We start from the raw sequence: 23582 nt of genomic DNA on the forward strand, positions 1-23582 counted from the left end.
TCGAACAGCTCGCTTTCGGCCGGATGATGCAGCGACGTGGTCGGCCGTTGGGTCACTTCGCGGATCGCCGGGTTCGGTCCCGATGTTGTTGTTGTGGACATGCTCAGGCTGTGGGGCTACGTCCGGCATTGGCGCTCGACGCCGCTTGTCCTTGATATCGATGATCTGCTTTCCGTCCGCTATCAGAGGCAACTGTCCTCAGGCGCAACAGACGTGCTTGGAACCTTCAGGGAGCGATTGCCGGCTGCAGCCGGATGGCTGGCCAACGTGTTTGCAGCCCGTCTTCTGGCTGTCGAGTCCAAACGATTGGCAAAGATGGAGCTGGATGTGACCGCGTCCGCCGCGAGCGTCATCTTTGTATCGGGGCTGGAGGCTGAGCGGCACAGGCTGAGGACGGGCGCGGCTAACCTGTACTCTGTGCCGCCGATGTCTGCGGACGTCAGTGGCGTCCGGCCGCCACGGTTACGTCAAGGCGGCACGCCGCTTCGCTTCGCGTTCCTGGGCAATCTAAAGGCACCGCAGAACTTGCAGGCCCTGCGATACGTGGTTGGCACGCTTCTTCCTGTGCTGGTTGACGCCGGGTTTGAGTACTCGCTGGATGTGATTGGAAGCATCGATGCGAGGGTGGCCCATGAACTTTCGCGTCCGGGGATTACCTTCCATGGTTTCGTTGACGATTTGAATGAGGCGCTCCGTGAAACGGATCTACACTTGGCGCCCATTCTTTCCGGATCCGGAGTCAAGACAAAGATCGTTGATGCCTTTGCGATCGGGGTTCCAACCGTGACAACCTCTTTGGGCTTGGAGGGGTTGGATGTCGAGGGGCGTCACGTTGCACTCGTCTTCGACACGCCCATGCAGTTCCTTGAAATCGTAAGGACAGTCACTGCGGATCCGACAATGCTGGACAATATCGCCTTCAACGCATCGGCGTACGTCTCTGAGCAGCACGCGCGCGACGTGGTTTTCTCGAGGTACTCCAACGCCTACGAGAGGCTGGGATCATGATCTGGCGCATCCTCCATAAGTGCGTGGTGCATGGGGTAAACATGGCCTGCGCGGTGCTTCCCGACGATCCGATCTCCTGTCGCCTTCGTCCGCGTCTGCTGGGCATTCTCGGGATATCGACTGCCGGTGGTGTTCGAATCCGGGGGGGCGGACGCTTTGAGGGTGGGCGCATCGTCATTGGCCAGGGCTGCTTCATCAACCGTGGCTGTTACTTCGATGCAACGGGGACGATCCGCCTTGGCCGTCGTGTAACCGTGGGCCACGGCGTCGCATTGATCACGGCGTCTCATGTTGTCGATAGCGCCGACGCGCGCGCGGGCAAGGTTACCGCCAGTGACGTGCATGTTGGTGATGGGGTCTGGATTGGGGCGAACGCGGTTATTCTCCCCGGCGTTTCGATCGGTGCCGGCTCGATCATTGGTGCGGGAGCGGTGGTTACACGCGACGTGCCAGCGAATGTGCTTGTTGCGGGCAACCCGGCCGTCTTCAAGAAGGAGTTGGATGCATGACCGAGGTTCCTGCTACGGAAACACTACTGAGCCTGTTGAATGCGGACCTCCGCGCTGCCAGGGCAGGGGCGGAGCCATCACTGATGAGTGGTCTGGCTCGCTATTTTGTGGATCCTGGGTTCGCAACAGTGGTGCGCTACCGGTTGTCGGTCTTCGCGAGGCGGTTCGGCAAGGTGGGCCGCGTGCTGTCGAAGTTGATGTGGCTGTACAACGTGCGCGTTTCCGCTTGCTATCTTTCCCCCAGCTCCAGGATCGGGCCTGGATTGTCTCTTCCCCATGCTGCTGCCGTGGTCGTGGGAGATGGCGTTGTGGCGGGACGCGATCTTCAGCTGTACCAATCCGTCACGCTCGGCCAACGCGGCACGCAGTATCCGTGCATTGGAGATGGAGTAATCATTTTTGCCGGCGCCTGCGTGCTGGGCTCGCTGCAAGTGGGAGATGACGCGGTTGTGGGCGCTAATGCAGTTGTACTGCGGAGCGTACCGCCCCGCAGTACGGTGGCGGGTGTGCCTGCTCGCGAGCTGGCCGGAAAGTAGCGCCAAGTCCCGACCCGATGCGATCGAGCAGGGAGCTGTTCCCTTAATCGCCAATTCTATTGATGTTGTCGAAGAAGAACCCAGGGTCTCGTTCAGACGTCATCTGATAAAGGCCATAGCTGTGGCCAACTCTTGCGCCTCCATCTCGATAGAGCGGATTCCACAGGAAGTTGGCACGTGCGCGCGTCGATCGTGGGAGCAGGAAATCGAACGGGATCGAGACGTAGATTCCCTTGTCGAAGCTTCCTTCGCCGTAGTCGGCAGAGGATACATCAGTCTTCGTCGCGTAGGCGCCCATCGTTACGCCGTTGTCAAAGGCGCGCGAGACGGCGAGCGTTGCGCCCCAGTCTTTGGCGAGGTATCGGCCGGCGCTCAGCGCGCTGACCACGCGCCGCTGGTCACCCCACAGGTAGTAGAAGGTTGCATGGCCGGTAGCGACGCTGTAGTCGCGGAAACTGAACCGCTGGTCGAAATCGCGCTGCTTCACCCAGTTTGCTTCGACTCCCAGTGCCCAGCGCTCGTCCAGCGGGCGATAGAGAACCTCGCCGCCGGCGCCCGCATACATTGACTCCAGCATGCCGGCGTAAGCCATGCCGTAAAGGTCTCGACCGAGATGATGGGTGCTGGTCAGCTGCAAGCTGGGCAACGTCAGGTCTTCAGTCGTCATGTAACGACGAATGTTCGTTCGAACCCGCGGCAGGCGGCTTGGGGCGTCGTAGCGGAACTTGTCGTAGTTGTTGTAAGCGTTGTAGCTGATGTTGCCACTGAGCCACAGATTGCGCCTGAAGTAGAAGCTCGCGCCGTAAGTGCCGGCGACCTGGAACAGCACGAACCCGTCGGGACCGCCCAGTGATTGCTGATAGCCAATGTTGAATGCACCATCGAAGCGGTGACGCGGCGCCTCGTAGAGGGTCTGCCTGCGTTGGCTTGCCGGGGGGGCCATCTCCACATGCCCGGCCAGCGTACCCAGGTCGCTCTTGTTGTTCACATAGTCCACGAACGCTTTGCGCTCCATGCTGGTCTCGACGACCGGCACGCCGAGGCGGGTGTTCTGCACTGTGAACCAGTCGACGCTGGCTGGCGCGATGCCGTCGAGAACGCGAGCAGTCCGTCCCAGGCCCTGTGCTGGGTAATAGAAGCGTCGTTGCTCGCCGGTAACGATGATTTCTGAGCCTCGTTGGCTGATGCGGTTTACGCGCAGTCCAGCGTTCTGATCAAGCTGGCTGGCCACGGCGCTCCAATCCGGGGATTGAAAATCCGTGTTGCTGCTCTCATCGGTGCGTGCCTCACCATTCCATCCTTGACGCTTGAGTGGGACAGGCGCTGGATCCAGAACCTTAGGCATTGACCTGGCTTGCGCGAGGTTGGTTCGCAGCGTGATGCCAAAAGTGGCCACGTCTCCTCGCTCCCAGCCTGCATGCAGATGCACATTCTGATTGACGGCGTAGGATGCCCCGAAATTGAACGGGCTGCGTTGAACCTGCCGATTGTTCTGCGGCTCGCGCTTGTAATCGTTGCCGTCGTACTCGAGCTTCAGCTGAAGGGGTTCCCACGGCGTCTGATAGGCGACACCGCCGAATACGCCAACCGGACCACGGAGCATGCCATTGCTGTTGAACTTTCCTGCGCCCGTGGAGCGTGGTCGGGTCTCAAACCGATCATTCAACGCAGCAAGGGGATTGCGGAAGTCACCCCGATTGCCGATGTAGCCCGTCGCCACGCCCAGGCTCGCGTCAAAGGCGCCGATCCGCTTGCTTGCCACCAGGTATTCGCTGGAGAAAAGGCCGGTGCCGCCCAGGTCGCGGAAGCCTGCGGAGACTTCCGGAACCCAGCGGCTTTCCTGCAGCAAGCGGATCTTCACGTCGATCGACTTGTCCTTGTAGTTCTGGCTGCCGCTGAGCCATTCCGGGCCATAGCGCCGATTTGCCACCGATACATAGCGGAACGCGCCCTCCATCCATGGGAGCGGCTGCAGCACGAGGTTGTAACGACTGTAAGGCGAAGTGTGGCTGGCGGTGAACGCCAATTCGCCTTCTTCTGCCATGCGTGCGGTAGGCGTCTGCAGCAAGCCGATACCGCCCCAGTCACTTGCGGTTGGTGCAGGCGCGGTCTGTGCCTGCAGGACAGTGCTGATGCTCAGGCTGAGCAGGGCCACGCCGGCGCGCGCCAGCGGCCTATAGGTGGAGGTGATCAAGGCGAAACTCCCGGTAATTCCATTACCTGGGTTGCGAGGAAGCTTGCAATTTCTTCATTGAGGCCAGGATTCACCTTGGCCAGGGCGCCCGGTCGCAAAGGTACGTACAGCACTGCTCCAGGGGCCAGCGAGGAGGGGGCCGAGCGATTCCAGAGCGCAATGCCGATCTTCTCGACTCTGCCGTCCGGCTCGATCACGTACAGGTGGTCCTTGCTCGCGGCGCGCAGGGCAGGACAGTGGCGCAGGTAGTCGAGCGGCGCTTGCTGGGCGACATGGCGCAGCGTGCAGGGCTCGGCAACGACTCCCACGACGGTCACCGTGGTGGGACGTCCGGGATAGACCAAGCGATCTCCGTCGCCGAGGGGGCGATTGCTTGCGTCTGCCACTTCGATCGCGCGAGCGGTCAACAGCGCGGGGACACGACCGGTGACCGGCATGCGCTCGATGTCGTCCGCAAGGGTGCGGGCGACACCTGCATCATCCGCGTCGGCGGATGTGTCTTCCATCAGTTGAGCTAAATCGAACAGGACACCGGTCTTCAGGCGAGTCTGCGCGATCCGCTCGGAGGCACGCAGCCAGGCGGCCGCCAATGGGTAGGCGGAGGGCTGCGGGCTTGCGGCCAGAATGGCATCACTGAGGCGTGCGCCGGCCGGCATGATCTGCACGCCGGGATGGCTGACATGACCCATCACCTCCACCGATACCTGTGGAGCGGCCGTGGCGGTGGCTGCAGTTATCGTGCCCAGCAGCAGGGCAAGCAGACGCGGGCTCATCGGTGTGGCAGATCCGGGCTATAGGGCTTGAGCTGGGTGATTTCCACGCTGGTGCCTGGCGCGATTGCCTGGCGGCTCTTCCAGATGAAGCCGGTATCCGGGTCTACCCAGAAATGATTCTCGGCCTTCCAGTGCCTGCCGCGCTGTGTTTCGCGCACGTGCAGCACACTGCGGCGCTTGCCGAGAATCTCGATGGCTTCACTGCCCATCGGCTCCAGCGTGCCTTGCACCTCTACGCCATAGCGGTAGCCCGGCATCAGGTCGTAGCGGCGATGCACAATTACTGTACGATCAAGCTTGTGCAGTGCCCTGAATGGGTTATCGCCCTCGATCCACATGTTCTGCAGCTCGGGGTTGCCACCAAAGGTGCCGACGAGCAGGCCGTCGTGCAGGAAGATGATGCTGCGCTCACTGCTGTACCAAGCTTGGCGGCCGGCATCGATATTGCCCAGCACCAGCACGGCACCGCCATCAGGACCGAGCACCTTGATCTGCGGATAGCGCTTCTTGGCGACCTCTTCGGCGCTGGGTGTAATGTCGGGGCGGCCTTGCAGGGCCAGTTGTGCCGTCTTGATGCTGGTACGGCCCACCACGCCGCAGCCCGACAGACCGAATGCAATCAACAGCAATGCGGCAACGCCGCGTTGCGCCGACGATAGCGCGGCGAGAGCGCTCCTGCTCATCTTGTGCCTGCCATCAATTGTCGAGATCGTTACGCGCGCTTGCCGCGTTACTGATGATCGACGTGAAGGGAAGCAGCTGGTTCACAAACCGGCTCCAGCGAGTGACCCCGGCCGCACCGACGAATACAACGTCACCGGGAAGCAGTTCAAACTGGCTGGCAACGGCAAACGCGGCCGGCGATCTGGCTTCCAGGTGGTACACGGTGGAAGGCGTGCTCTGCAGATCCTGCGAGCCGCGGATCACGTAGACGGCATTTCCGTTTGAGGTGCTTTGCTGCAGCCCGCGTGCACGGCCGAGTGCCTGGCTGAGCGAAATGTCGCTGGTTTTGAAGCTCATCGCGCCGGGCTGGTTGACTTCGCCCACCACGAAAATTTCCTTGCGATCCAGGTAAGGCACGTACAAGTGGTCGCTGGACTTCAGGAAAATATTCGTGGCACCGCCGCCCTGGCGACCAAGGCGATCCAGGTCGATGGTGTAGGTGACGCCGTCGCGGGTCAGCCGGACGCCGGACAGGTCGGCCTGGGTGGCGTCCAGTCCGGACTGGCTGATTGCGTCGCCCAGCGTCAGCGGCGTGACGGTCAGCGGCACAGTGGCGGCCTGGCGCGACGCGCCAGTGACCCAGACGCGTTGGCTAGCATAGGTCAGGATGGAGACATCGACCTGGGGTGCTTCAATGTAGCGCGCAAGCTTGCTTGTGAGTTCCTCGCGCAGCTGGCTCGGTGTCCTGCCTGCGGCAGAGATCTTGCCGACATAGGGATAGAACAGCGATCCATCGGACTGGACGGGACGGCCCGCCGCATTGAGCTGTTGCTGGGGGCCTGCCGGAACGGTCAGCTCCGGGTGATCCCAAACCGTGATGTACAGGACGTCGCCGGCGCCGATCTCGTAAGGACCGGGCTGGTAGCTGGTCAGCGCTGTCGGCAGGCCGGGCACATCGCGTGCAGCCCGATCCATGGCGATGAGCTTCGGCGTGATCGGAATCAGCTCGATCTGGTCATTGCCAACCGGCTGGTCGTCGCGTGCGAACGCGCTCGAACGCATGTGCTGGCCGGGTGCAAACATGCATCCGGAGAGAGAAAGGGCCAGCGCCAAAGCGGCGCAAAGACGCTTGCAGTCCATCGATGATTCTTCCTTGCCCTGCTGGGCAAAACAAAAGCCCCCGCCAGATCTGCGCCCGGCGGGGGCGTGATGACCCTGATCTGCTCAGCGGATCAGTTGGTGCCGGTGGTGCCGGTAGTGCCGGTAGTGCCGGTAGTGCCGCCGGGACCCGGAGGCGTGGTGCCGCCACCATTGTTGTTGCCTGCATCATCCTTGCTGCTGTCAGCGGCAACGCTGTACAGCACGCCAGCGGCAGCAATGCCCAGGCCAACAGTAGCGACGGTCGTCAGGGTGCCAGTGGCGGCGGCGCCAGCCGCTTCTGCGCCAGCGACTTCAGCGCTGGTTTCCGCAGTGGCAACCGGAGCTTCCTGGGCAAACACCGGCGAGGACAGGCCCAGCAGGGCCAGAGCGGCAATCATCTTCTTCATCTACGGGGTCTCCTACTCCGTGAGGTAAGTTTTTCCGGGCTTATGTTGGCCGCTGTTCATTCCTCCTGTCAAGGAAAGTGAAGAAGATGTGCGGCTCTGTTGGCAGTTCTCACGGGTGAGCGTGGAGCTCTGTTCTTCCAGAAATGAACTTTGCCAGCGCGATCACCGCTTGATGGGTGTGCAGGTTCGGCTGGGCGAGGGGAAGTGCCGCGCCGGCGAGTACAGCGGCGGCAATGGAAATGAGAGCTGCGCGGCGGGACGCACGCGCGCCGTACAACGCCCACGCACTGCAGCCCAGTCCAAGCATCAGCCCGGCAATGACCTCAGAGAGGCTATGCGCATGCAACGGGATTCGTGACCAGGCAATGGCGATGGCCAACAGCACGCCGATTGCCACGCCGAACGCCCGTGCGCGCTTGCCCGGTCCGGCGAGCAGCGCACCAACGACCGGATAGACAACACTGGACATCGCGGCATGCCCGGAGAAGCCGGTGAAGTGCACGCTCTTGATGCCAATCCCCCAGCCCATGAAGGCCACCTTTGAGGCAAGCGTGACGCCGGCGGTGACGGCGATGGCCAGCAGCCATCGCCATTTCAGGCGTGCGTCTGCGCGGGGCAGGGTGATCAGCAGCACCAGGGCCATCGGCAGCAGCCAGCGGCTGTCGCCGAGGGCAGAGAGGGTTCGCCAGACGTCGGACATCCAGTTCACAACGGGTCGCGGCGGGCCAGCATATCTACTTCGGGAGCCGTGCAGGACGCCCGGCGCTTGGTCCATTCAGCCAGACGAGGTATCCTTTCCCGCTGCCAATGGCCCCGTAGCTCAGCTGGATAGAGCGTCCCCCTCCTAAGGGGAAGGTCGCCCGTTCGAATCGGGCCGGGGTCACCATAAATCAATGGCTTGCGGCATTTGCCAGGTTACACGATGTCTTGAAGCGCCATTTCCTTCCAGCGCTGAAAGCGGCCCTGGGCGGAACTTCGCTGCGCTGATGGTGTAAGCCCCCGCTAATTTCAGGCGGCCCGCAGCTTGCACTGTGGTCATTTATCCCGCTTTTTCTCACGAAGCGCGAGGAATACGGCAATTGCGCTTGCAGCGACGCCGAGCAAGAAGCCGAGGACCATTCCGTCGAACCAACTCAAGCTCGCCACGTTGCCCCCATGCAAAGACTGATGCGCGAATAGCGTGCCGCTGCTTGTGTTGTGCTACGGAAGAGGGCAAAGGATAGGGTCCCGGACTTTCGCGGGCCTTACAGAGAACAATTCGCGTTCTGGTATCGCGAATGTCAGGCGATCTTCAGCAACAGACTCGCGTTTGTTCCGCGGCGCGGTCACCGCGCGGCTGACGCGGTAGATCTCCTTCACTTAGCCAGAACGGCACTGCGGCTAGATGGCTGTCATGTGCTGCACCGCCCAGATCATTGCCGTCTACCGGAAAACTGGGCGGATGACCGACCAAAAGGCAAAGCCTCCCTCGCGAAAGAAGCCGCGGGCGTTGTTACCACTGGAGCCGTCGTCAGCCTTCGAAGAAAAAGGTCGCCCGTTCGAATCGGGCAGGGGTCGCCACCCGCCATACCGCATGGCAACCGTTCTCCAGGCTTCTACAACAACCCCAGCCCACCCAGCACCGCAGCCGCGCAGGCCATGACGCGAATCCCGCCAAACCGGTCATACAACGACCACAGCGGCGCCAGTTGTGCGGAGAGGGCAATGGCATCCTCGGCATCGGTGTCTGCCAGGTGCAAATGGCGCACCATGAGTGTCATGCAACCGAACCTTCGCCCCGTCCAGCCTTCCCACTACGCCGCCGTCGCCCGCTGGTCCGAATCCGCCGAAACCACCCAGCGCTGGGCGGGCCCAGGCGTGCCGTTTCCCTTGCCGCCGGAACGGTTCGCGCAGGTGCTCGAACTCGAGTCGCGGCCGGGCTGGGCGCTGCTGGACGAGCAGGACCTTTGTGTAGGCTTTGGCCAGTACTGGATGACCGACGCCGGCACCGCGCACCTGGGCCGCATCATTGTTTCCCCACTGGCGCGCGGGCGCGGCCTTGGCCGGCTGCTCATGCAGGCCTTGAGTGCACAGGCGCTGCGCGAAGACGGTATCCAGCGGCTCACCCTGCGCGTCTATCGTGACAACACGGCCGCCGTGGCCCTGTACCGCGATCTCGGTTTCCAGCAGGTTGAAGCGTCCTCAACGCCGGAACTTCTGTTCATGCAGCGCAGGTCGGGCTGAATCCCGTTCAAGCCGGTGTGGCGGCCTGCAGGGCACACCATTGCTCCCGGGTGATGCGGCTGATGTGCTCGGTACAGTAATCGCCAAGGAAGCTGTTGAACTTGTTCACTTCGGTATGGTGATGCTGGAAACCGCATTTGCTCTGCGCGGTGAGTGATTGCAGGTTGTCAGCGAAGTAGCCGCACCACAGTGCGTCCAGCTCCAGCTGCATGAATGCATGCCGCATCACTTCGCGCACCGCTTCGGGTACCAAACCGCGGCCCCAGTACGGTACGCCGATCCAGTAGGCGATCTCGCCTTCGCGGTCGCTGATCTCGAAGTTGCTGTCGGCGCCGATCAGGATCCCGACACAGCCGATGGCGCGGCCGTCTTCGCGGTTCTGCAGTGCGTAGACCTCCGGCCGGTTGAAGACGGTGCGGATGATTTCGGTACTTTCCTCGACACTGGTGTGTACCGGCCAACCGGCGATCGGACCCACGCGCGGGTCGCGGGCATACTCGTACAGATCGGCGGCGTCGGTGTCTCGCCAGGGGCGAAGGATCAAGCGTTCGGTGTGCAACTGCATGTCGATTCCAGGGGGCAAAGAGAGTGCACAGGCTAGGTCGCCAGGCGCGTGCGGCCCAGAGCGGGACCTTGATGGTTTCGGTACTTTTCGCAACTCACCGCCGTCCCGGTATGCTGGGGCCCGGAATACAGCCGGATCGGCCCATGGACCGCGTACCGCAGCTTCTGGACCAGGACGAATCCATGCGCCTGGAGTTCAGCACGCTGGCCGAAGGGCAGGGCGTCCCGTTGTCGTTCGGTCACGCATATCTGGCGGTGCTGGTATGCGTCTCGGGGCGCGCGCGCTTTGCTCTGAACTTCCGCGAGGTAGCGGTGCAGCGCCATGACGTGCTGGTGCTGGCCGAGGACACGCTGGCGCTGCTGCGGCAACGCTCGCGCGGCTTTCTGGCGATGGTCTGCCTGATGCCCAAGGCGCTGGCATCGGAGGTGGCCTATGTGCTGCCCAATGCGCTGTTCCAGTTCCTGCACGAGCAGCCGCACTGCCGGCCGTCACCGCTGGATGTGCCGTTGCTGCAGGGATGGCTGCAGTTGATGATGGACGCGCAGCACAACGGTGGACGGCATCGCCACGTGATGTTGCGCAATCTGCTGCAGAGTTTCTTCCTGAAGATGGCCACGTTGCTGCCGAAGCAGAAGAGGGCGCTTGCGCAGGTCAGCCGACGCGAGCGCCTGGCCTGGAACTTCTGGGAGCTGGTCGGGCAGCGCAGTACCCGCCAGCGTGACGTGCAGTCCTATGCAGACGCGCTGTGCATCACCCCGTTCTATCTCTCGCAGTTGACCCGCGAGTGCTTCGACGAGACGCCGAAGGCGTTGATTGATCGCCAGGTGGTGCTGGAGATCAAGGCACTGCTCACCTACAGCGAATTGCCGATCGGTCGCATCGCCGAGCGCCTGTGTTTCGAGGATGCGTCCTACCTGTGCCGCTATTTCCGGCGGCATACCGGCCAATCGCTGACCGGTTACCGCCGGGCGGGGCAGGGCGGCACTAATGTGATACGAACAGCGGCGCCGGTACTTTGGCCAGCAGATCCTCGGTGACTCCGCCGAGCACGCGCTCGACCACCCGGCTGCGGCTGTAAGGGCCCAGCACCAGCAGGTCGGCGTCGGCATCCAATACGTGTTGGCGGATGGTTGCAGCAACGCCGCCCTGGCTCGAACTGATTGTCTGGATCTCGACTTCGACACCATGCCGCGACAGATGCTGGGCCATCTCTGCGCCCGGTGTGGCCTCGGCTTTGGGGGTGTCGACCATCAACAGGTGCACCGCTTGCGCACGCGCGAGCAACGGCAACGCATCGGCCACCGCACGACGTGCCTGTTTGCTGGCATTCCAGGCCACCACGATGCGACGGCCGACCTGGTCGCCCTGCCAGTGTGGTGGCACCAGGAGCATCGGCACGCCGGTCTGGCGCAGCGTGCCCAGTGGATGCCAGCCGGTGGGCGCGCCTGGTGTGTGCGGATAGCCGGCGATGATCAGGTCGCAGTACAGCGACTGCAGCGCCAGGTCGGCGCCGCCCAGATAGTCCGAGACGATGCGCAGTTCGGTGCTGATCTGCAGCGGCTCGGACACGGCACGCAGGTTCTGCATCAACTGCGCGGTGCAGGCGGCATCCGCGCGCGCCTCATGGTCCAGCGCGGCGGCGATGCCGGCACCGCGCGCGAAGCCGTTGGCGATGTCGGTGGGATGCAGGGCCGTGGAGACTGCGACCAGATGCGCCTGCTGCGCCTGCGCCAGATGGGCGGCGATGTTGAGAACGCGGTGTCCGGTGTCGCCGGCGTCGAACAGCACGGCGATATCGCGTAGTGGATGCAGCATGGCGTTGGCTCCTTCGATGCCTGTGACGCGTTCCCTGCCGTGCACCGACCCGGGTGCACCGGACGCATCACCGTTGTAGCGCATCCGTGATTCGGGTGAATCATATTTGATTCAATTTATTAATTGATGATTCATGCTAGCGTGAGGGCGAGCCCACACCTCAGTGCTTTCATGCGACCTGCCGCAGCACGCAACCGCCGCGACCTGCACCACGCCCTGGCAGCCACTCTGGTCAGCCATCCGCGCTGCACGCTCAGCGAACTCGCGCGCGGGGCGGGCATCAGCCGCGCGACCCTGTACCGGTTTGCGCCGACCCGGGAGGCAATCGACGTGGCCCTGTTCGCAGCCGGTTTCGAGCGTCTGGAAGCGGCGGCGGTCTGGTTCGATGAGCGCGTTGATGCACGCCACGTGCTGGAGCAGGTCACCGCCACGCTGTTGGCGGACTGGGAACTGGTGACGCTGCTGTTCGCGCGGATGATGGAAGAGCAGCAGCGACAGGGGGACCTGCACCTGCTGCCCGAGCGCTGGGCGCCGATCGGCGAGCGTTTCGAGGCCTTTTTCCTGCGCGGCCAGAAGGCCGGCGTGTTCAACGTCGAGTTCAGTGCGGTGTGGCTGGCCGATTTCTACTGGACCTGTTTCTACGGCATTACCTGGTCACTGGCACGCGGTCGGCTGGCGCCGGCGGCGGCAGCCTCTACGCTGCTGGCTTCGTTCCAGCGGGGGGCGATGAAAGGTTGACCGTAGGGGCGCCCGGCCGGGGCGCCGTGGCTTACGCCTGCTTCAGCAGCTGCACCAGCTGGCGCAGGCGATAAGGCTTGGGCAGGAACTCCACCTGTTCCGGCAGGGGTGGAAGCTGCGAGCGCGCATAACCGGACGACAGGATCATCCGCGCCTGCGGTTGTTCGCGCGCCACATGCTCGCTCAGCTCGATGCCGGACATGCCGTTGGGCATGCTGACGTCGCTGAACACCACGTCGAAGCGCGCTTCGCCCTTGAGCAGTTCCGCCGCCTCGTGGCCATCGGCGGTCGTGGCCACGTCGATGCCGAGGTCGCGCAGGGCCAGGCCGATCATTTCACGCAGATCGGTCTGGTCTTCCACCATCAGTACGCGGATCGGGTCATCGGTCATCGGCAGGGTCCTCCATTGCGGGGAGCAGCAGGCTGACCGTGGTGCCGACACCGGGCGTGGTGGACACGTCGACGAAGCCGCCGCTCTGGGTAGTGAATCCGAACACCTGGCTCAGGCCCAGGCCGCTGCCTTTGCCGATGTCCTTGGTGGTGAAGAACGGCTCGGTCGCCCGTTCGGCGATGTCGGCCGCCATCCCGTGGCCCTCATCGCAGACGCTGAGGGTGACATAGCCACGTTGCAGCGTGGAGTCTGCATCCGGGTCGAGGCGATGCTCCAGCGCGGTGCCGATCAGGATGCGGCCGCCTTCGAGGGTAGCGTCGGCAGCATTGGCGACCAGATTGGCCAGCGCCGTCTGCAGCTGCAGCGCATCGGTGTTGATCGCCGGCAGGCCGGGCGCCAGCTGGGCATCCAGCACCACCGTGGGCGGGCAGGCGCGTTGCAGGCCTGGCAGCCATTGCTGTATCAGCGCGTTGAGGTCCAGAGCCTCGCGGATCAGGGTCTGTCCGGTGCTGAAGGCCAGCAGCTGGCGGGTCAGCAGCGCACCGCGATCAGTTGCGGTCTGCGCCGCATCAAGCAGTTCGGCGGCGCGCGCATCGTCACCGTTCACGCGCAGCGACAGCAGGTCCAGTGCGTTGCCGATGGTGGTCAGCAGGTTGTTGAACTCGTGCGACAGGCCGCGGCTGAGACGGCCGACGGTCTCGAACTGCTGGGTATTGCGCAGTGCTCGCTGGGCATCACGCAGCAGGCGCTGTGCCTGCCACTGCTCGGTGATGTCGCGGGTGATCTTGACGAAGCCGAGCAGCTCGCCCGCTTCAACCACCGGCTCGATCACCACACTGGCACGGAAGGATGAGCCATCGCGGCGAACCCGCCAGCCTTCGCTGGCAACGTGGCCATGCTGCGCTGCATGGCGGAGCAGGCGTTGTGGTTCCCCGGCCTCGCGATCAGCGGCCAGGTAAAAGCGACCAAAGTAGGTGCCTACCACTTCGTCGGCTGAATAGCCCTTGATGCGCTCCGCGCCGGGGTTCCAGCTGCAGACGATCCCATCAGGATCAAGCAGGTACAGCGCATGGTCGCGCACGCTGTCAATCAGCAGTCGCAGTTGGCGGGAAGGGTCCGTCAGCACGGACGTCGTAGAGGCGGCAGCGTCCACGTAAAAATAAGTGTTACCCCTGAGAGGCACGTGAAACTAGGCATTCAAGTGTGAAGGGAACGTGGAGGCGCGACACGTGCCATTTGTCCTGTGCGGCTGAATACGACACGGAGTAACATCACCCACCCTCTGTGTTCTGGAACCGACCTGCATGCGTCCTGGTGCGACTACGCGTGACCGCTGGATCTGGATGACCTCCGCCGTGCTGCTGGCCGCGACCATCGCGTTGGAGCTGGTGGTGCCGCTCGGCTATGCGGTATGGCTGGCGTACTTCCTGGCCGTGGGCGTGACCGTGTTCCAGCGCAGTGCGCGGGCGCCGTTCATCGTGGCCGTCCTTGCCTGCGTCCTGCTGATCATTGGCTACAACGTCGCGCCGGCCAGCTCCAACTCGGCGTTCTCGTTCGTCAACCGCAGCATCGGTGGCGTCGCATTCCTGATGATTGCGCTGATCGTCTCCCGTGCCATCCAGGCACGTCGCGAAGCAATGCGGGCGCTGTGGCTGCAGGAAGCGGAGAACGCGGTGGCCACGAGCCTGCGCGGTGACCTGGGTCCCGAGCAGATTGCCGAAGCGGCGGCAACCAGCCTGGGTGCCCAGCTGCAGGCAGACGTCGCCGCCGTCTACCGCCTGGAAGGCGGGCGACTGCAGCTGACCGGCGGCCTGGCGTTGCCGTCCGGCATGCCGGCGTCGCTGGCATTGCAGGAAGGCGTGGCCGGGCAGGTGGCGCGGGATGAACGCATCCGTCACCTGCACGGCGGCCACGATACGGTGCTTGAGCTGCAGACCAGCCTGGGCCGGTTGCCGGTGCGCGAACGCGTCCTGGCACCGATCAGCAGCGATGGTGCGGTGGTGGGCATCATTGAGCTGGGGCGCACCCGCGCCGGCGAGCAGCAGCGGCTCGATATTGAACTGCTGGAACGCTGCGCCGAGACCATCGGCATGGCGCTGCGTGCATCGCTGCTGCGCGCGCAGCTGGTGGTGCTGCTGGAGGAATCCCAGCGCCAGGGCGAGGAGCTGCAGGCCCAGCAGGAGGAGCTGCGCGTGGCCAACGAGGAACTGGAGGAACAGAGCCGCAGCCTGCAGCAGTCGCAGGCCCATCTGGAAGAACAGCAGGCCGAGCTGGAACAGAGCAACGTGCAGCTGGAAGAGCGCACCCACGAGCTGGAGGCACAGAAGCAGGCGCTGCTGGTCGCGCAGAGCCAGCTGGTGCGCAACAGCAACGAACTGGCCGCGACCTCGCGCTACAAGTCCGAATTCCTGGCCAACATGTCGCATGAGCTGCGCACGCCGCTGAACAGCTCCTTGATCCTGGCCAAGCTGCTGGCCGACAACAAGGACGGCACGCTCACCGAAGAACAGGTGAAGTACGCGCGTGCGATCCTGTCGTCCAACAACGATCTGCTGGCGCTGATCAATGACATCCTGGACCTGTCGCGCATCGAGGCCGGCCACGTCGAGCTGGCCGATGAAGTGGTGGTGACGGGCAGCGTGCTGCAGCGCCTGCGCGAGACCTTCGAGCCGATGGCGCGGCAGAAGGGCCTGGCGTTGCAGATCGAGGCCGATGCGCTCGCCCCCAGCCAGCTGGTGGTCGACAGCCAGCGCCTGCAGCAGATCCTGAAGAACCTGCTGGCCAACGCGGTGAAGTTCACCGAGCACGGAAAGGTCAGCCTGCACGTGCGCGCGGCCGGCCAGGGGCGCATCCGTTTCGAGGTCTGCGACAGCGGTATCGGCATTGCCCGCGAGCAGCTGCAGGTCATCTTCGAGGCATTCCGCCAGGCTGATGGCAGCACCCGCCGCCGCTACGGTGGCACCGGCCTGGGGCTGTCGATCTCGCGCGATCTGGCCGAGCGCATGGGCGGCAGCATCCAGGTCGACAGCGAACCGGGCCGCGGCAGCTGCTTCATCCTGGAGCTGCCGTTGCAGGGCGCGCCCGCCTCGACGGTGGCTGACATCGCCGCCGCCCCCGTGGTGTCGCCGGTTCAGGCCGCTGTGCCGTCGAATCCGGTGCCGGCAACGGCTGCTGCGGTGGCGCCGGCGACGACGGCGCCCAGCGTGGCCGATGACCGCGGTCGTCGCCAGCACCCCGGCCGCCTGATCCTGGCCGTCGAGGATGACGCCACGTTCGCCGAGGCCCTTGTGGCCCTGGCCCATGAACTGGATTTCGACTGCGTGGTGGCCGGCACGGCGGAAGAGGCCCTGGCCCTGGCCAGCGAACTGCGGCCAAACGGCATCCTGCTCGATATCGGCCTGCCGGACGTGTCCGGCCTGAGCGTGCTGGAACGCCTGAAGCGCAACCCAGACACCCGCCACATTCCTGTGCACGTGGTCTCCGCAACGGATCGCAGCCAAGTGGCGCGTGAGCTTGGCGCGATCGGTTTCGCGATCAAGCCGACCACGCGCGAGCGCCTGGTGACCGCCATCGAGCAACTGGAACAGACCAGCCAGCGCGACGTGCGGCGCCTGCTGATCGTCGAGGACGACAGCGAACTGCGCCACAACCTGGAATTGCTGCTGGGCCGTGATCAGCTGCAGATCGTCGCCGTGGGAACCCTTGCCGGCGCGCTGGAGCAGCTCAGCACGGTGACCTTTGATTGCATGGTGATGGACCTGTCGCTGCCTGACGGCAGCGGCTACGACCTGCTCGAACACATGGCCGGCAACGATGACGTCGGCTTCCCGCCGGTGATCGTCTATACCGGTCGCGCGCTCGGCCGTGAGGAAGAACAGCGCCTGCGCCGCTATTCCAAGAGCATCATCATCAAGGGCGCGCGTTCGCCCGAGCGCCTGCTGGATGAGGTGACCCTGTTCCTGCACAGCGTGGAGGCCAGCCTGCCGACCGACCAGCAGCGCCTGCTGCGCGAGGCGCGCCGGCGCGACACCGTGCTCGATGGACGCACCGTGCTGCTGGCCGAGGACGACGTACGCAACATCTTCGCGCTGTCCAGCGTGCTCGAGCCGCTGGGCGTGACGCTGGAGATCGCGCGCAATGGACAGGAGGCAGTGGACCGCCTGGCCGAGCGCGAGGTCGACCTGGTGCTGATGGACATCATGATGCCGGAGAAGGATGGCCTGGCCGCGATGCGCGAGATCCGCGCGCAGCGTCACCTGCAGGACCTGCCGATCATCGCGTTGACCGCCAAGGCCATGCCCGATGACCGCGAGCGTTGCCTGCAGGCCGGTGCCAACGATTACATCGCCAAGCCCATCGACGTCGACAAGCTGGTCTCGCTGTGCCGGGTCTGGTGCTCGCGGCAATGAACGAGCAGGGGCTGTTCGACCTGGAACTGAAGGTTCTGCTGGAAGCGCTGTACCAGCGCTATCACTACGATTTTCGTAGTTATGCGGTGTCGTCGCTGCGCCGGCGCATGCGCCAGGCGATGCAGCGCTATGAGTGCGAACGGCTGGTCGACCTGCAGTACCGCCTGCTGCACGAGCCGGACCTGTTCACCCAGGCAATGCAGTTCTTCACCGTGCAGGTCTCGGAGATGTTCCGTGACCCCGCGTACTTCCGTGAGCTGCGCGAGCAGGTGGTTCCGGTACTGCGTACCTATCCCTCGGTGAAGTTGTGGGTGGCCGGTTGCAGCACGGGTGAGGAAGTCTGGTCGCTGGCGATCCTGCTGCACGAAGAAGGCCTGCTTGATCGCAGCATCGTCTATGCCACCGACATCAATCCGGCCGCGCTGGCCACCGCCGAGGCGGGGGCCTATGGCATCGACCGGATGGCCCAGTTCAGCCGCAACTACCTGGCCGCCGGCGGCACGGCGTCGCTGTCCGACTATTACGCCACGGCGTACGACGGTGCGGTGTTCGACCGCCAGCTGCGCCGCAACGTGGTGTTCGCCGACCACAGCCTGGCCACCGATACCGTGTTCTCCGAAGTGCACCTGGTGTCGTGCCGCAACGTGCTGATCTACTTCAACCGCGACCTGCAGGACCGCGCCGTCGGCCTGTTCCGCGAAGCGCTGGTGCACCGTGGCTTCCTTGGCCTGGGCAGCAAGGAGTCGCTGCAGTTCGGGTGCCATCACGACGCCTTCGAGGTCTGTTCGCGAGAGCACCGTCTGTACCGGAAGGTGGCCTGATGACGCTGCGGGTGCGTCCGGCCGTGCTGGTGATCGGCGCGTCCGCCGGTGGCGTGGCGGCCCTGCAGGCGGTGCTCGGTGCACTGCCGGCGACGCTGCCGGTACCGGTACTGGCCGTCCTGCACCTGCCGCGAGACCGCACCAGCCGCATTGCCGAGGTGCTGGCGCCGTACTGCGCGTTGCCGGTGCGCGAAGCCGAAGACAAGCAGCCGCTGCAGCCGGGCACGGTGACGTTCGCGCCGCCGGATTACCACCTGCTGGTGGAGGACGAGGAATCGGTGGCGTTGTCGGTGGATGCGCCGGTGCTGTTTTCGCGTCCGGCCATCGACCCGCTGTTCGACTCCGCTGCCGCGGTGTTCGGCGGGCAGGTACTGGCCCTGCTGCTGACCGGTGCCAGCAGTGATGGCAGCGAGGGCGTTGCCGCCGTGCGCCATGCCGGTGGCCATGCCTGGCTGCAATGTCCCGAGGAGGCCGAGGCGTCGATGATGCCGGCTTCCGCCCTGCAGCACGCCGGCGCCGATGCCGTGCTGCCCCTTGAACTGATGTGTCGTCGCCTGAAGGAGTTGTTTGCATGAACCTGCTGCCACCGGACCCTGCGCAGTCGCAGACCCCGGTCAACCTGCTGATCGTCGATGACGTGCCGCAGAACCTGGTAGCCATGCAGGCCCTGCTGCAGCGCGAAGGGGTCAACCTGCTGCTGGCCGGCTCCGGCGCGCAGGCGCTTGAGCTGCTGCTCGAGCACGAGGTGGCATTGGCCCTGCTTGACGTGCACATGCCGGAGATCGATGGCTTCACCCTGGCCGAACTGATGCGCGGTTCCCATCGCAGCCGCGACGTGCCGATCATCTTCCTGACCGCCTCGCCTGACGATCCGCTGCGCGCCTTCAAAGGCTACGAGAGCGGCGCAGTGGATTTCCTGCACAAGCCGGTGGCGCCGCAGGTGATCCTGAGCAAGGTCAACGTCTTCATCGAGCTTTACCAGCAGCGGCAGTTGCTGAAGGCGCGCAACGAGGCGCTGGAACGCGCGCTCAAACTCAACGAAACAATGGCCGCGGTGCTGACCCACGATCTGCGCACGCCGCTGTCGGCGATCCTGCTGTGCACCGACAAGCTGGCGCTGGAGCTTCCGGAAGACAACGCAGGCGCGCAGCAGACCCTTCAGTACCTGGAAGCCAGCACCCTGCGGATGGCGCGGATGGTCGAGCAGCTGCTCGATTTCTCGCGCATCCGCAGCGGTGGCCTGAGGCTGGAGGCAAGTGCCTGCGATCTGGCCGAGGTGACGCGCGCGGTAGTAGCTGAAGCAGGCAGCGCGCATGGGGCGGGCCGGATCCACTTGGACATGCATGGTGATACGCGGCTGCAGGGCGATCTGGACCGTCTCGGCCAGGTTGCCGCCAACCTGGTCGGCAACGCGCTTACCCATGGCAGCGAGGCGAGGGTGGAGGTGGACGGACGCGACCCCCGCAGCGTGCTGCTGCGGGTGAGCAACGCCGGCCGGATCGACGACGCGCTGCTGCCGCGGTTGTTCGAGCCGTTCAAGGCCAGCTTCCACCAGAGCAAGGGCCTGGGGCTGGGCCTGTACATCGTCGATCAGTTCGTGCGCGCGCACGGGGGGCGCATCGCAGCGCGCAACGAGGCCGGGCAGGTGGTGTTCGAAGCCCTGTTGCCGAGACGCGCAGAAGGGCCGCCTGCAGCGGCAACCTGAATTCTTCAGGAAACGCCCGCGGGTGCTGAGACGGACTCGTCCGCAACTGCTACCGTGGGTGTACATCTTGTCAAGGAAGCACCATGCCACTGCGCGCCATCGCCTACGTCAGCCAGGCGCTGCCGGATCTTTCCGCTGAACGGTTGCAGGTGCTGGTCGACGATGCAGCCCGCTTCAACAAGATGGCGGGCGTGACCGGCGTGCTGCTGTGTGACGGCGAACGTTTCCTGCAGTACATCGAGGGGCCGCCGGACGGGATCGACTCGGTCTTCGAGCGCATCCTGCAGGCTGGCAGTCATGTCGACATCATCGAGCTTGCACGCGGCCGCCTCGGTCAGCGTCAGTTTCCGTACTGGTCGATGCGCGCGTTGCCGGTGGAAGAGGCGCTGTTGCGCCAGCTCTCATCCAGCGACTGGTCGGGTTTTACCCGCGCGTTGGACGGGGACCTGTCAGCGCCGACGCCGGTGGATCTGCTCGACAACGTCGTGCAGCCACTCCTGCACGCTGGCTGAGCATCAACGCGGTCTGCGGCCGCAGTAGGCGGCATGCAGTGCCTGCAGCACGCCCAGTGCGGGGCCTTCAATCACGCGGTAGTGGATCGCCTGTGCTTCGCGCCGGGTCGCAACGATCTCCATCGCCCGCAGCACCGCCAGATGCTGCGAAAGCGCCGATGCACTCAGGGCGGTCAACTCCTGCAATTCCGCTACCGGCGCCTCACCTTCGACAAGGCGGCACAACACGCGCAGCCGCGCAGGATGGGCCAGGCTTTTGAGCAGCGCTGCGGCCTGGGCGGCATGCTCGGCCATCGCGGCGCTGTCGAGCTCGGTGCTGACCATGGCTGGCCTTTTGATTTAGAAGAAGCTAATTTAGAAAAAACTAAATCAAAAGGCAAACGAATGAACGCATCGGGCGGAGGCAGATCATGACCCTGCCGTGGGCCGCGGCGGCGGGGGGCGTGTTGATCGGTGCGGCGGCGGTGCTGTTGCTGGCCACAACGGGGCGGGTGGCCGGCATCAGTGGCATTGCCGCTGGCAGCGTGCGTGCCGCGCCGGCTGAGCGTGGTTGGCGCTGGGCCTTCCTGCTCGGCCTGCTTGCCGCTGCAGGGCTGGTGCTGTGGTGGCAGGCCGCGCCAGGGCAAGCGCCCGGCGTCCTGCTGCGTGACGCCTTGCCTGCGTGGCAGTTGGTCGGCGCCGGCCTGCTGGTCGGCTTCGGTACGCGGTTGGGTAATGGTTGCACCAGTGGACACGGCGTCTGCGGGTTGGCCCGCGGCTCAAAGCGGTCGCTGCTGGCGGTGCTGGTGTTCATGGCCTGCGCGATGCTGACCACGTTCCTGATCCGCCACGGTGGAGGCTTGGAATGAGCCGCGTGTCGGTGGCTGCCGGCTCGGCAGGAGCACTGTTTGGCGCAGGCCTGGCGTTGGCCGGCATGACCGATCCTCGCCGCATCCTTGGTTTCCTCGACATCGCCGGCGATTTTGACCCCACTTTGGCCTGGGTGCTGGCCGCTGCGCTGCTGGTCAGCGCGGTTGGCCAGCGCTGGGTGCTGCGGCGCGCCCGTCCGTTGTGCGCAACGCGCTTCCAGTTGCCAGCTGCGCGCGGTATCGATCCGCGCCTGGTGCTGGGCGCGGCGTTGTTCGGCATCGGCTGGGGATGGGCAGGCTATTGTCCGGGCCCTGCCATCGCCGGGCTGGCGGTGGGATCGCGCGAGGCGCTGTGGTTCGTGCCGGCGATGCTTGCGGGTTTCTGGCTCCACGATCGCGTGCTTCGCTGAGGTTTCACCGCTGTGTCACCCCGCATGGGGTCATATCCATGGACCACGGGGAAAGGAGCGTAATGACATGGCACGGATGAAGTGGAAGGAAATGGCACTGCTTGCGGCTGCACTGGTCGCAGCAGCACCGGCGCTGGCCTGCACGCGTGCGGTGTACCTGGGCGACAACGGTGATGTGATCACCGCGCGCTCGATGGACTGGAAGGTCGATGTAGCGACCAACCTCTACGTGCTGCCGCGTGGTATTGCACGCACCGGCCAGGCCGGTCCGAAGTCGCTGGCCTGGACCGCGCGCTATGGCAGCGTGGTGGCGACCGGATACGACGTGTCTACCACCGATGGCATGAACGAAAAGGGCCTGGTGGCCAACCTGCTGTGGCTGGTCGAATCGGAGTATCCGCAGCAGCGTGGCAACAAGCCGGGCCTGGCGATCTCGCTGTGGGCGCAGTATGTGCTGGATAATTTCGCGACCGTGGACGAGGCGGTGGCGGCGCTGAAGCGTGAGCCATACTCGATCGTCACCGACAAGGTGCCCGGCGAAGATCGGCAGGCAACGCTGCATCTGTCGCTGTCCGACGCGACCGGCGACAGTGCCATTGTCGAATACATCGGCGGCCGCCAGGTGATCCATCACGACCGCCGCTACCAGGTGATGACCAATTCGCCGATCTTCGAGCAGCAGCTGGCACTCAACAGCTACTGGCAGCAGATCGGTGGCACGGTGATGCTGCCGGGTACCAACCGCTCGTCCGACCGCTTCGCGCGCGCGTCGTTCTACATCAACGCCATTCCCAAGGCCGAGGATCCGGTGGAGGCCCTGGCCAGCGTGTTCAGCGTGATCCGCAACGCGTCGGTGCCGTACGGCATCACCACGCCAGGTGAGCCGAACATCTCATCCACGCGTTGGCGCACCGTGGCCGACCACAAGCGGCGGCTGTACTTCTTCGAATCGGCATTGACCCCGAACACCTTCTGGGTCGACCTGAACAAGGTTGATTTCGGCGGGCAGGTACTCAAGCTCGACCTTGGAAAGGACCAGCGAAACACCTTTGCCGGTGATGCGCTGGGTCACTTCGTGCCCAGCGCACCCTTTGCCTTCCTCGGCGTCGACGGTTAATTCGACGCCTGGCTGGAGGCCGGGTAGACCGCCTGGATCGTGCAGGCGCCGCGCGTGTATTGCGGCAGCGGGGCCAGCCCATCGCTGCGCAGGTCACCGTTCTCGAAATCGGCGGTGAGGATGCGGTCACCGGCATTGCCACAGATCAGGCCGTTCTGCATGCCGGAGCGGAAGCTGAGCTGCGGCGCACGATCAAGCTGGCGACAGTGGCTGCCGAGCTCGACACGGTAGTAGCGGTGGCCACCATTGCGGCGCGGATTGGTCTCCACCAGCATGCCCTGCGCGTCGGACGACCACGCGCGGACGTTGCGGGTGGCGAAGCAGTACGACGGCGAGCCGCCGAATCCGCGGCGGATATCCTTGCGTTCGCGGATGGTCACGGCGGGCAGGGTGGCTGTGCGCAGGCGGTCACTGTCGCGGGCCACGCCGGCGAAGTCCCGGTTCTGCACCGGGGTGACCGCACTGACGGCGCAGCTGCGGCCATCGACCACCACGCGCTCGCTGGGACGACCGCAGGCCCAGCCGGCGGGTGCTTCCAGCTTCAGCGTGGTGGCAGTGCGGACACCGGGGCAATCCTCGCTGAAGTCGATGCGGTAGGCCTGGCCGGAGGCCGCGCGCAGCGCGATCGAGCGCGGCGAGGCCTGTTCCACTTCCTGCACGCCGACCGCGTCCATGCAGTGCGGGGCGGGCGGGGTGCGTTCCTGTGACAGGGCCGGAACTGCAAGCGCCAGGCCGAGGCTGGCGGCCAATACCGCGAGTACGTGCTGATGGGTCATGTCCTGCACTCCCTGCGTTGGA

Annotated in this window: 27 protein-coding genes and 1 tRNA gene; 15 read left to right on the top strand and 13 right to left on the bottom strand. The window is 64.7% G+C overall.

Going from position 1 to position 23582, the window contains the following annotated elements; translation table 11 throughout:
- Window positions 1-99 precede the first annotated feature (99 nt).
- The 3 genes from R1H25_RS18075 to R1H25_RS18085 are packed head-to-tail and all read left to right on the top strand — an operon-like array spanning window position 100 to window position 2053.
- A complete protein-coding gene (locus R1H25_RS18075) occupies window positions 100-1008 on the top strand; it encodes a glycosyltransferase (protein WP_317224264.1) in 909 nt (302 codons plus the stop codon).
- A complete protein-coding gene (locus R1H25_RS18080) occupies window positions 1005-1517 on the top strand; it encodes a DapH/DapD/GlmU-related protein (protein ID WP_317224265.1) in 513 nt (170 codons plus the stop codon). The genes R1H25_RS18075 and R1H25_RS18080 overlap by 4 nt, the downstream gene beginning before the upstream one ends.
- Window positions 1514-2053: a hypothetical protein gene (locus R1H25_RS18085; RefSeq protein ID WP_317224266.1), complete on the top strand. Its 540-nt coding sequence runs from the start codon at window positions 1514-1516 to the stop codon at window positions 2051-2053. Before R1H25_RS18080 ends, R1H25_RS18085 begins: the two co-directional genes overlap by 4 nt.
- A gap of 43 nt (window positions 2054-2096) precedes the next feature.
- Here the strand turns inward: R1H25_RS18085 and R1H25_RS18090 are convergent, their stop codons facing one another.
- The 6 genes from R1H25_RS18090 to R1H25_RS18115 form a co-directional block, all read right to left on the bottom strand.
- Window positions 2097-4247, bottom strand: a complete 2151-nt coding sequence (locus R1H25_RS18090) for a YjbH domain-containing protein (protein WP_317224267.1) — start codon at window positions 4245-4247, stop codon at window positions 2097-2099.
- Window positions 4244-5020: a capsule biosynthesis GfcC family protein gene (locus tag R1H25_RS18095; RefSeq protein ID WP_317224268.1), complete on the bottom strand. Its 777-nt coding sequence runs from the start codon at window positions 5018-5020 to the stop codon at window positions 4244-4246. Before R1H25_RS18095 ends, R1H25_RS18090 begins: the two co-directional genes overlap by 4 nt.
- Window positions 5017-5703: a YjbF family lipoprotein gene (locus R1H25_RS18100; protein WP_317224269.1), complete on the bottom strand. Its 687-nt coding sequence runs from the start codon at window positions 5701-5703 to the stop codon at window positions 5017-5019. The genes R1H25_RS18095 and R1H25_RS18100 overlap by 4 nt, the downstream gene beginning before the upstream one ends.
- Window positions 5704-5716: 13 nt before the next feature.
- On the bottom strand, window positions 5717-6823 hold the full coding sequence (locus tag R1H25_RS18105) for a polysaccharide biosynthesis/export family protein (RefSeq protein WP_057496637.1): 1107 nt from the start codon (window positions 6821-6823) through the stop codon (window positions 5717-5719).
- A gap of 92 nt (window positions 6824-6915) precedes the next feature.
- Window positions 6916-7230, bottom strand: coding sequence for a hypothetical protein (locus tag R1H25_RS18110; RefSeq protein WP_057496636.1), 315 nt, complete (start codon window positions 7228-7230; stop codon window positions 6916-6918).
- Window positions 7231-7339: 109 nt separating this feature from the next.
- Complete coding sequence (locus R1H25_RS18115) at window positions 7340-7930, bottom strand: phosphatase PAP2 family protein (protein ID WP_317224270.1); 591 nt, start codon at window positions 7928-7930, stop codon at window positions 7340-7342.
- A 109-nt stretch (window positions 7931-8039) separates the two neighbouring features.
- On the opposite strand from R1H25_RS18115, the gene R1H25_RS18120 reads away from it, so the two are divergent.
- Window positions 8040-8116 (top strand) — tRNA-Arg (locus R1H25_RS18120).
- A 709-nt stretch (window positions 8117-8825) separates the two neighbouring features.
- On the opposite strand, the gene R1H25_RS18125 is transcribed toward R1H25_RS18120, so the two are convergent.
- Window positions 8826-8990 (bottom strand): hypothetical protein, encoded by a 165-nt coding sequence (locus R1H25_RS18125; RefSeq protein WP_234368011.1) that lies wholly within the window; start codon window positions 8988-8990, stop codon window positions 8826-8828.
- Here R1H25_RS18125 and R1H25_RS18130 point away from each other — a divergent pair.
- Window positions 8989-9453 (top strand): GNAT family N-acetyltransferase, encoded by a 465-nt coding sequence (locus R1H25_RS18130; protein WP_049449156.1) that lies wholly within the window; start codon window positions 8989-8991, stop codon window positions 9451-9453. The two genes, R1H25_RS18125 and R1H25_RS18130, sit on opposite strands and share 2 nt — an antisense overlap.
- A gap of 7 nt (window positions 9454-9460) precedes the next feature.
- Here the strand turns inward: R1H25_RS18130 and R1H25_RS18135 are convergent, their stop codons facing one another.
- Window positions 9461-10018 carry a GNAT family N-acetyltransferase gene (locus R1H25_RS18135; RefSeq protein WP_317224271.1) on the bottom strand — a complete coding sequence of 186 codons (558 nt, stop codon included), beginning with the start codon at window positions 10016-10018 and terminating at the stop codon, window positions 9461-9463.
- 143 nt (window positions 10019-10161) lie between these two features.
- Between R1H25_RS18135 and R1H25_RS18140 the strand changes: the two genes are divergently transcribed.
- Window positions 10162-11055 carry a helix-turn-helix domain-containing protein gene (locus R1H25_RS18140; protein ID WP_317224272.1) on the top strand — a complete coding sequence of 298 codons (894 nt, stop codon included), beginning with the start codon at window positions 10162-10164 and terminating at the stop codon, window positions 11053-11055.
- Here R1H25_RS18140 and R1H25_RS18145 read toward each other — a convergent pair.
- The gene (locus R1H25_RS18145) at window positions 11003-11833 is read right to left on the bottom strand and encodes a universal stress protein (RefSeq protein ID WP_317224273.1); all 831 of its coding nucleotides are present in this window, start codon (window positions 11831-11833) and stop codon (window positions 11003-11005) included. The two genes, R1H25_RS18140 and R1H25_RS18145, sit on opposite strands and share 53 nt — an antisense overlap.
- A 171-nt stretch (window positions 11834-12004) precedes the next feature.
- Here R1H25_RS18145 and R1H25_RS18150 point away from each other — a divergent pair, with 171 nt between their 5' ends.
- Window positions 12005-12571 (top strand): TetR/AcrR family transcriptional regulator, encoded by a 567-nt coding sequence (locus R1H25_RS18150; protein WP_317224274.1) that lies wholly within the window; start codon window positions 12005-12007, stop codon window positions 12569-12571.
- Window positions 12572-12602: 31 nt separating this feature from the next.
- Here R1H25_RS18150 and R1H25_RS18155 read toward each other — a convergent pair whose 3' ends face one another.
- Window positions 12603-12962 (bottom strand): response regulator, encoded by a 360-nt coding sequence (locus R1H25_RS18155; RefSeq protein WP_049449148.1) that lies wholly within the window; start codon window positions 12960-12962, stop codon window positions 12603-12605.
- Window positions 12952-14088, bottom strand: coding sequence for a nitrogen regulation protein NR(II) (locus R1H25_RS18160; RefSeq protein WP_057500965.1), 1137 nt, complete (start codon window positions 14086-14088; stop codon window positions 12952-12954). Before R1H25_RS18160 ends, R1H25_RS18155 begins: the two co-directional genes overlap by 11 nt.
- A 178-nt stretch (window positions 14089-14266) precedes the next feature.
- On the opposite strand from R1H25_RS18160, the gene R1H25_RS18165 reads away from it, so the two are divergent.
- From R1H25_RS18165 to R1H25_RS18185, 5 genes are all read left to right on the top strand, one after another.
- Window positions 14267-17371, top strand: coding sequence for a response regulator (locus tag R1H25_RS18165; protein ID WP_317224275.1), 3105 nt, complete (start codon window positions 14267-14269; stop codon window positions 17369-17371).
- Window positions 17368-18192 (top strand): protein-glutamate O-methyltransferase CheR, encoded by an 825-nt coding sequence (locus R1H25_RS18170; RefSeq protein WP_057500967.1) that lies wholly within the window; start codon window positions 17368-17370, stop codon window positions 18190-18192. Before R1H25_RS18165 ends, R1H25_RS18170 begins: the two co-directional genes overlap by 4 nt.
- Window positions 18192-18767 carry a chemotaxis protein CheB gene (locus R1H25_RS18175; RefSeq protein WP_317224276.1) on the top strand — a complete coding sequence of 192 codons (576 nt, stop codon included), beginning with the start codon at window positions 18192-18194 and terminating at the stop codon, window positions 18765-18767. Before R1H25_RS18170 ends, R1H25_RS18175 begins: the two co-directional genes overlap by 1 nt.
- Window positions 18764-19897 carry a hybrid sensor histidine kinase/response regulator gene (locus tag R1H25_RS18180; protein WP_317224277.1) on the top strand — a complete coding sequence of 378 codons (1134 nt, stop codon included), beginning with the start codon at window positions 18764-18766 and terminating at the stop codon, window positions 19895-19897. The genes R1H25_RS18175 and R1H25_RS18180 overlap by 4 nt, the downstream gene beginning before the upstream one ends.
- 83 nt (window positions 19898-19980) lie before the next feature.
- A complete protein-coding gene (locus tag R1H25_RS18185; protein ID WP_317224278.1) occupies window positions 19981-20409 on the top strand; it encodes a BLUF domain-containing protein in 429 nt (142 codons plus the stop codon).
- A 3-nt stretch (window positions 20410-20412) separates the two neighbouring features.
- Here R1H25_RS18185 and R1H25_RS18190 read toward each other — a convergent pair whose 3' ends face one another.
- On the bottom strand, window positions 20413-20733 hold the full coding sequence (locus R1H25_RS18190; protein ID WP_099589723.1) for a metalloregulator ArsR/SmtB family transcription factor: 321 nt from the start codon (window positions 20731-20733) through the stop codon (window positions 20413-20415).
- A gap of 86 nt (window positions 20734-20819) precedes the next feature.
- Between R1H25_RS18190 and R1H25_RS18195 the strand changes: the two genes are divergently transcribed.
- The 3 genes from R1H25_RS18195 to R1H25_RS18205 all read left to right on the top strand — a co-directional run bounded on the left by R1H25_RS18195 (window position 20820) and on the right by R1H25_RS18205 (window position 22784).
- Window positions 20820-21257 (top strand): YeeE/YedE family protein, encoded by a 438-nt coding sequence (locus R1H25_RS18195; protein WP_317224279.1) that lies wholly within the window; start codon window positions 20820-20822, stop codon window positions 21255-21257.
- Window positions 21254-21667 (top strand): DUF6691 family protein, encoded by a 414-nt coding sequence (locus tag R1H25_RS18200; RefSeq protein ID WP_154348963.1) that lies wholly within the window; start codon window positions 21254-21256, stop codon window positions 21665-21667. Before R1H25_RS18195 ends, R1H25_RS18200 begins: the two co-directional genes overlap by 4 nt.
- A gap of 67 nt (window positions 21668-21734) precedes the next feature.
- Window positions 21735-22784: a linear amide C-N hydrolase gene (locus R1H25_RS18205; protein WP_049449134.1), complete on the top strand. Its 1050-nt coding sequence runs from the start codon at window positions 21735-21737 to the stop codon at window positions 22782-22784.
- On the opposite strand, the gene R1H25_RS18210 is transcribed toward R1H25_RS18205, so the two are convergent.
- The gene (locus R1H25_RS18210; protein ID WP_049449132.1) at window positions 22781-23560 is read right to left on the bottom strand and encodes a DUF6491 family protein; all 780 of its coding nucleotides are present in this window, start codon (window positions 23558-23560) and stop codon (window positions 22781-22783) included. The genes R1H25_RS18205 and R1H25_RS18210 overlap by 4 nt on opposite strands.
- Window positions 23561-23582 lie beyond the last annotated feature (22 nt).

This window comes from Stenotrophomonas veracruzanensis (assembly GCF_032911525.1).
GTDB lineage: Bacteria > Pseudomonadota > Gammaproteobacteria > Xanthomonadales > Xanthomonadaceae > Stenotrophomonas > Stenotrophomonas africana.

Bases quoted from the DNA above. Each gene is read 5' to 3' on its own strand.
- R1H25_RS18085 (WP_317224266.1), top strand. From the start codon at position 1,514: ATGACCGAGGTTCCTGCTACGGAAACACTACTGAGCCTGTTGAATGCG.
- R1H25_RS18145 (WP_317224273.1), bottom strand. From the start codon at position 11,833: ATGCTGCATCCACTACGCGATATCGCCGTGCTGTTCGACGCCGGCGAC.
- R1H25_RS18135 (WP_317224271.1), bottom strand. From the start codon at position 10,018: ATGCAGTTGCACACCGAACGCTTGATCCTTCGCCCCTGGCGAGACACC.
- R1H25_RS18100 (WP_317224269.1), bottom strand. From the start codon at position 5,703: ATGAGCAGGAGCGCTCTCGCCGCGCTATCGTCGGCGCAACGCGGCGTT.
- R1H25_RS18170 (WP_057500967.1), top strand. From the start codon at position 17,368: ATGAACGAGCAGGGGCTGTTCGACCTGGAACTGAAGGTTCTGCTGGAA.
- R1H25_RS18115 (WP_317224270.1), bottom strand. From the start codon at position 7,930: ATGTCCGACGTCTGGCGAACCCTCTCTGCCCTCGGCGACAGCCGCTGG.
- R1H25_RS18185 (WP_317224278.1), top strand. From the start codon at position 19,981: ATGCCACTGCGCGCCATCGCCTACGTCAGCCAGGCGCTGCCGGATCTT.
- R1H25_RS18165 (WP_317224275.1), top strand. From the start codon at position 14,267: ATGCGTCCTGGTGCGACTACGCGTGACCGCTGGATCTGGATGACCTCC.
- R1H25_RS18095 (WP_317224268.1), bottom strand. From the start codon at position 5,020: ATGAGCCCGCGTCTGCTTGCCCTGCTGCTGGGCACGATAACTGCAGCC.
- R1H25_RS18200 (WP_154348963.1), top strand. From the start codon at position 21,254: ATGAGCCGCGTGTCGGTGGCTGCCGGCTCGGCAGGAGCACTGTTTGGC.
- R1H25_RS18110 (WP_057496636.1), bottom strand. From the start codon at position 7,230: ATGAAGAAGATGATTGCCGCTCTGGCCCTGCTGGGCCTGTCCTCGCCG.
- R1H25_RS18210 (WP_049449132.1), bottom strand. From the start codon at position 23,560: ATGACCCATCAGCACGTACTCGCGGTATTGGCCGCCAGCCTCGGCCTG.
- R1H25_RS18195 (WP_317224279.1), top strand. From the start codon at position 20,820: ATGACCCTGCCGTGGGCCGCGGCGGCGGGGGGCGTGTTGATCGGTGCG.
- R1H25_RS18175 (WP_317224276.1), top strand. From the start codon at position 18,192: ATGACGCTGCGGGTGCGTCCGGCCGTGCTGGTGATCGGCGCGTCCGCC.
- R1H25_RS18180 (WP_317224277.1), top strand. From the start codon at position 18,764: ATGAACCTGCTGCCACCGGACCCTGCGCAGTCGCAGACCCCGGTCAAC.
- R1H25_RS18105 (WP_057496637.1), bottom strand. From the start codon at position 6,823: ATGGACTGCAAGCGTCTTTGCGCCGCTTTGGCGCTGGCCCTTTCTCTC.
- R1H25_RS18140 (WP_317224272.1), top strand. From the start codon at position 10,162: ATGGACCGCGTACCGCAGCTTCTGGACCAGGACGAATCCATGCGCCTG.
- R1H25_RS18155 (WP_049449148.1), bottom strand. From the start codon at position 12,962: ATGACCGATGACCCGATCCGCGTACTGATGGTGGAAGACCAGACCGAT.
- R1H25_RS18075 (WP_317224264.1), top strand. From the start codon at position 100: ATGCTCAGGCTGTGGGGCTACGTCCGGCATTGGCGCTCGACGCCGCTT.
- R1H25_RS18205 (WP_049449134.1), top strand. From the start codon at position 21,735: ATGGCACGGATGAAGTGGAAGGAAATGGCACTGCTTGCGGCTGCACTG.
- R1H25_RS18125 (WP_234368011.1), bottom strand. From the start codon at position 8,990: ATGACACTCATGGTGCGCCATTTGCACCTGGCAGACACCGATGCCGAG.
- R1H25_RS18130 (WP_049449156.1), top strand. From the start codon at position 8,989: ATGCAACCGAACCTTCGCCCCGTCCAGCCTTCCCACTACGCCGCCGTC.
- R1H25_RS18080 (WP_317224265.1), top strand. From the start codon at position 1,005: ATGATCTGGCGCATCCTCCATAAGTGCGTGGTGCATGGGGTAAACATG.
- R1H25_RS18150 (WP_317224274.1), top strand. From the start codon at position 12,005: ATGCGACCTGCCGCAGCACGCAACCGCCGCGACCTGCACCACGCCCTG.
- R1H25_RS18190 (WP_099589723.1), bottom strand. From the start codon at position 20,733: ATGGTCAGCACCGAGCTCGACAGCGCCGCGATGGCCGAGCATGCCGCC.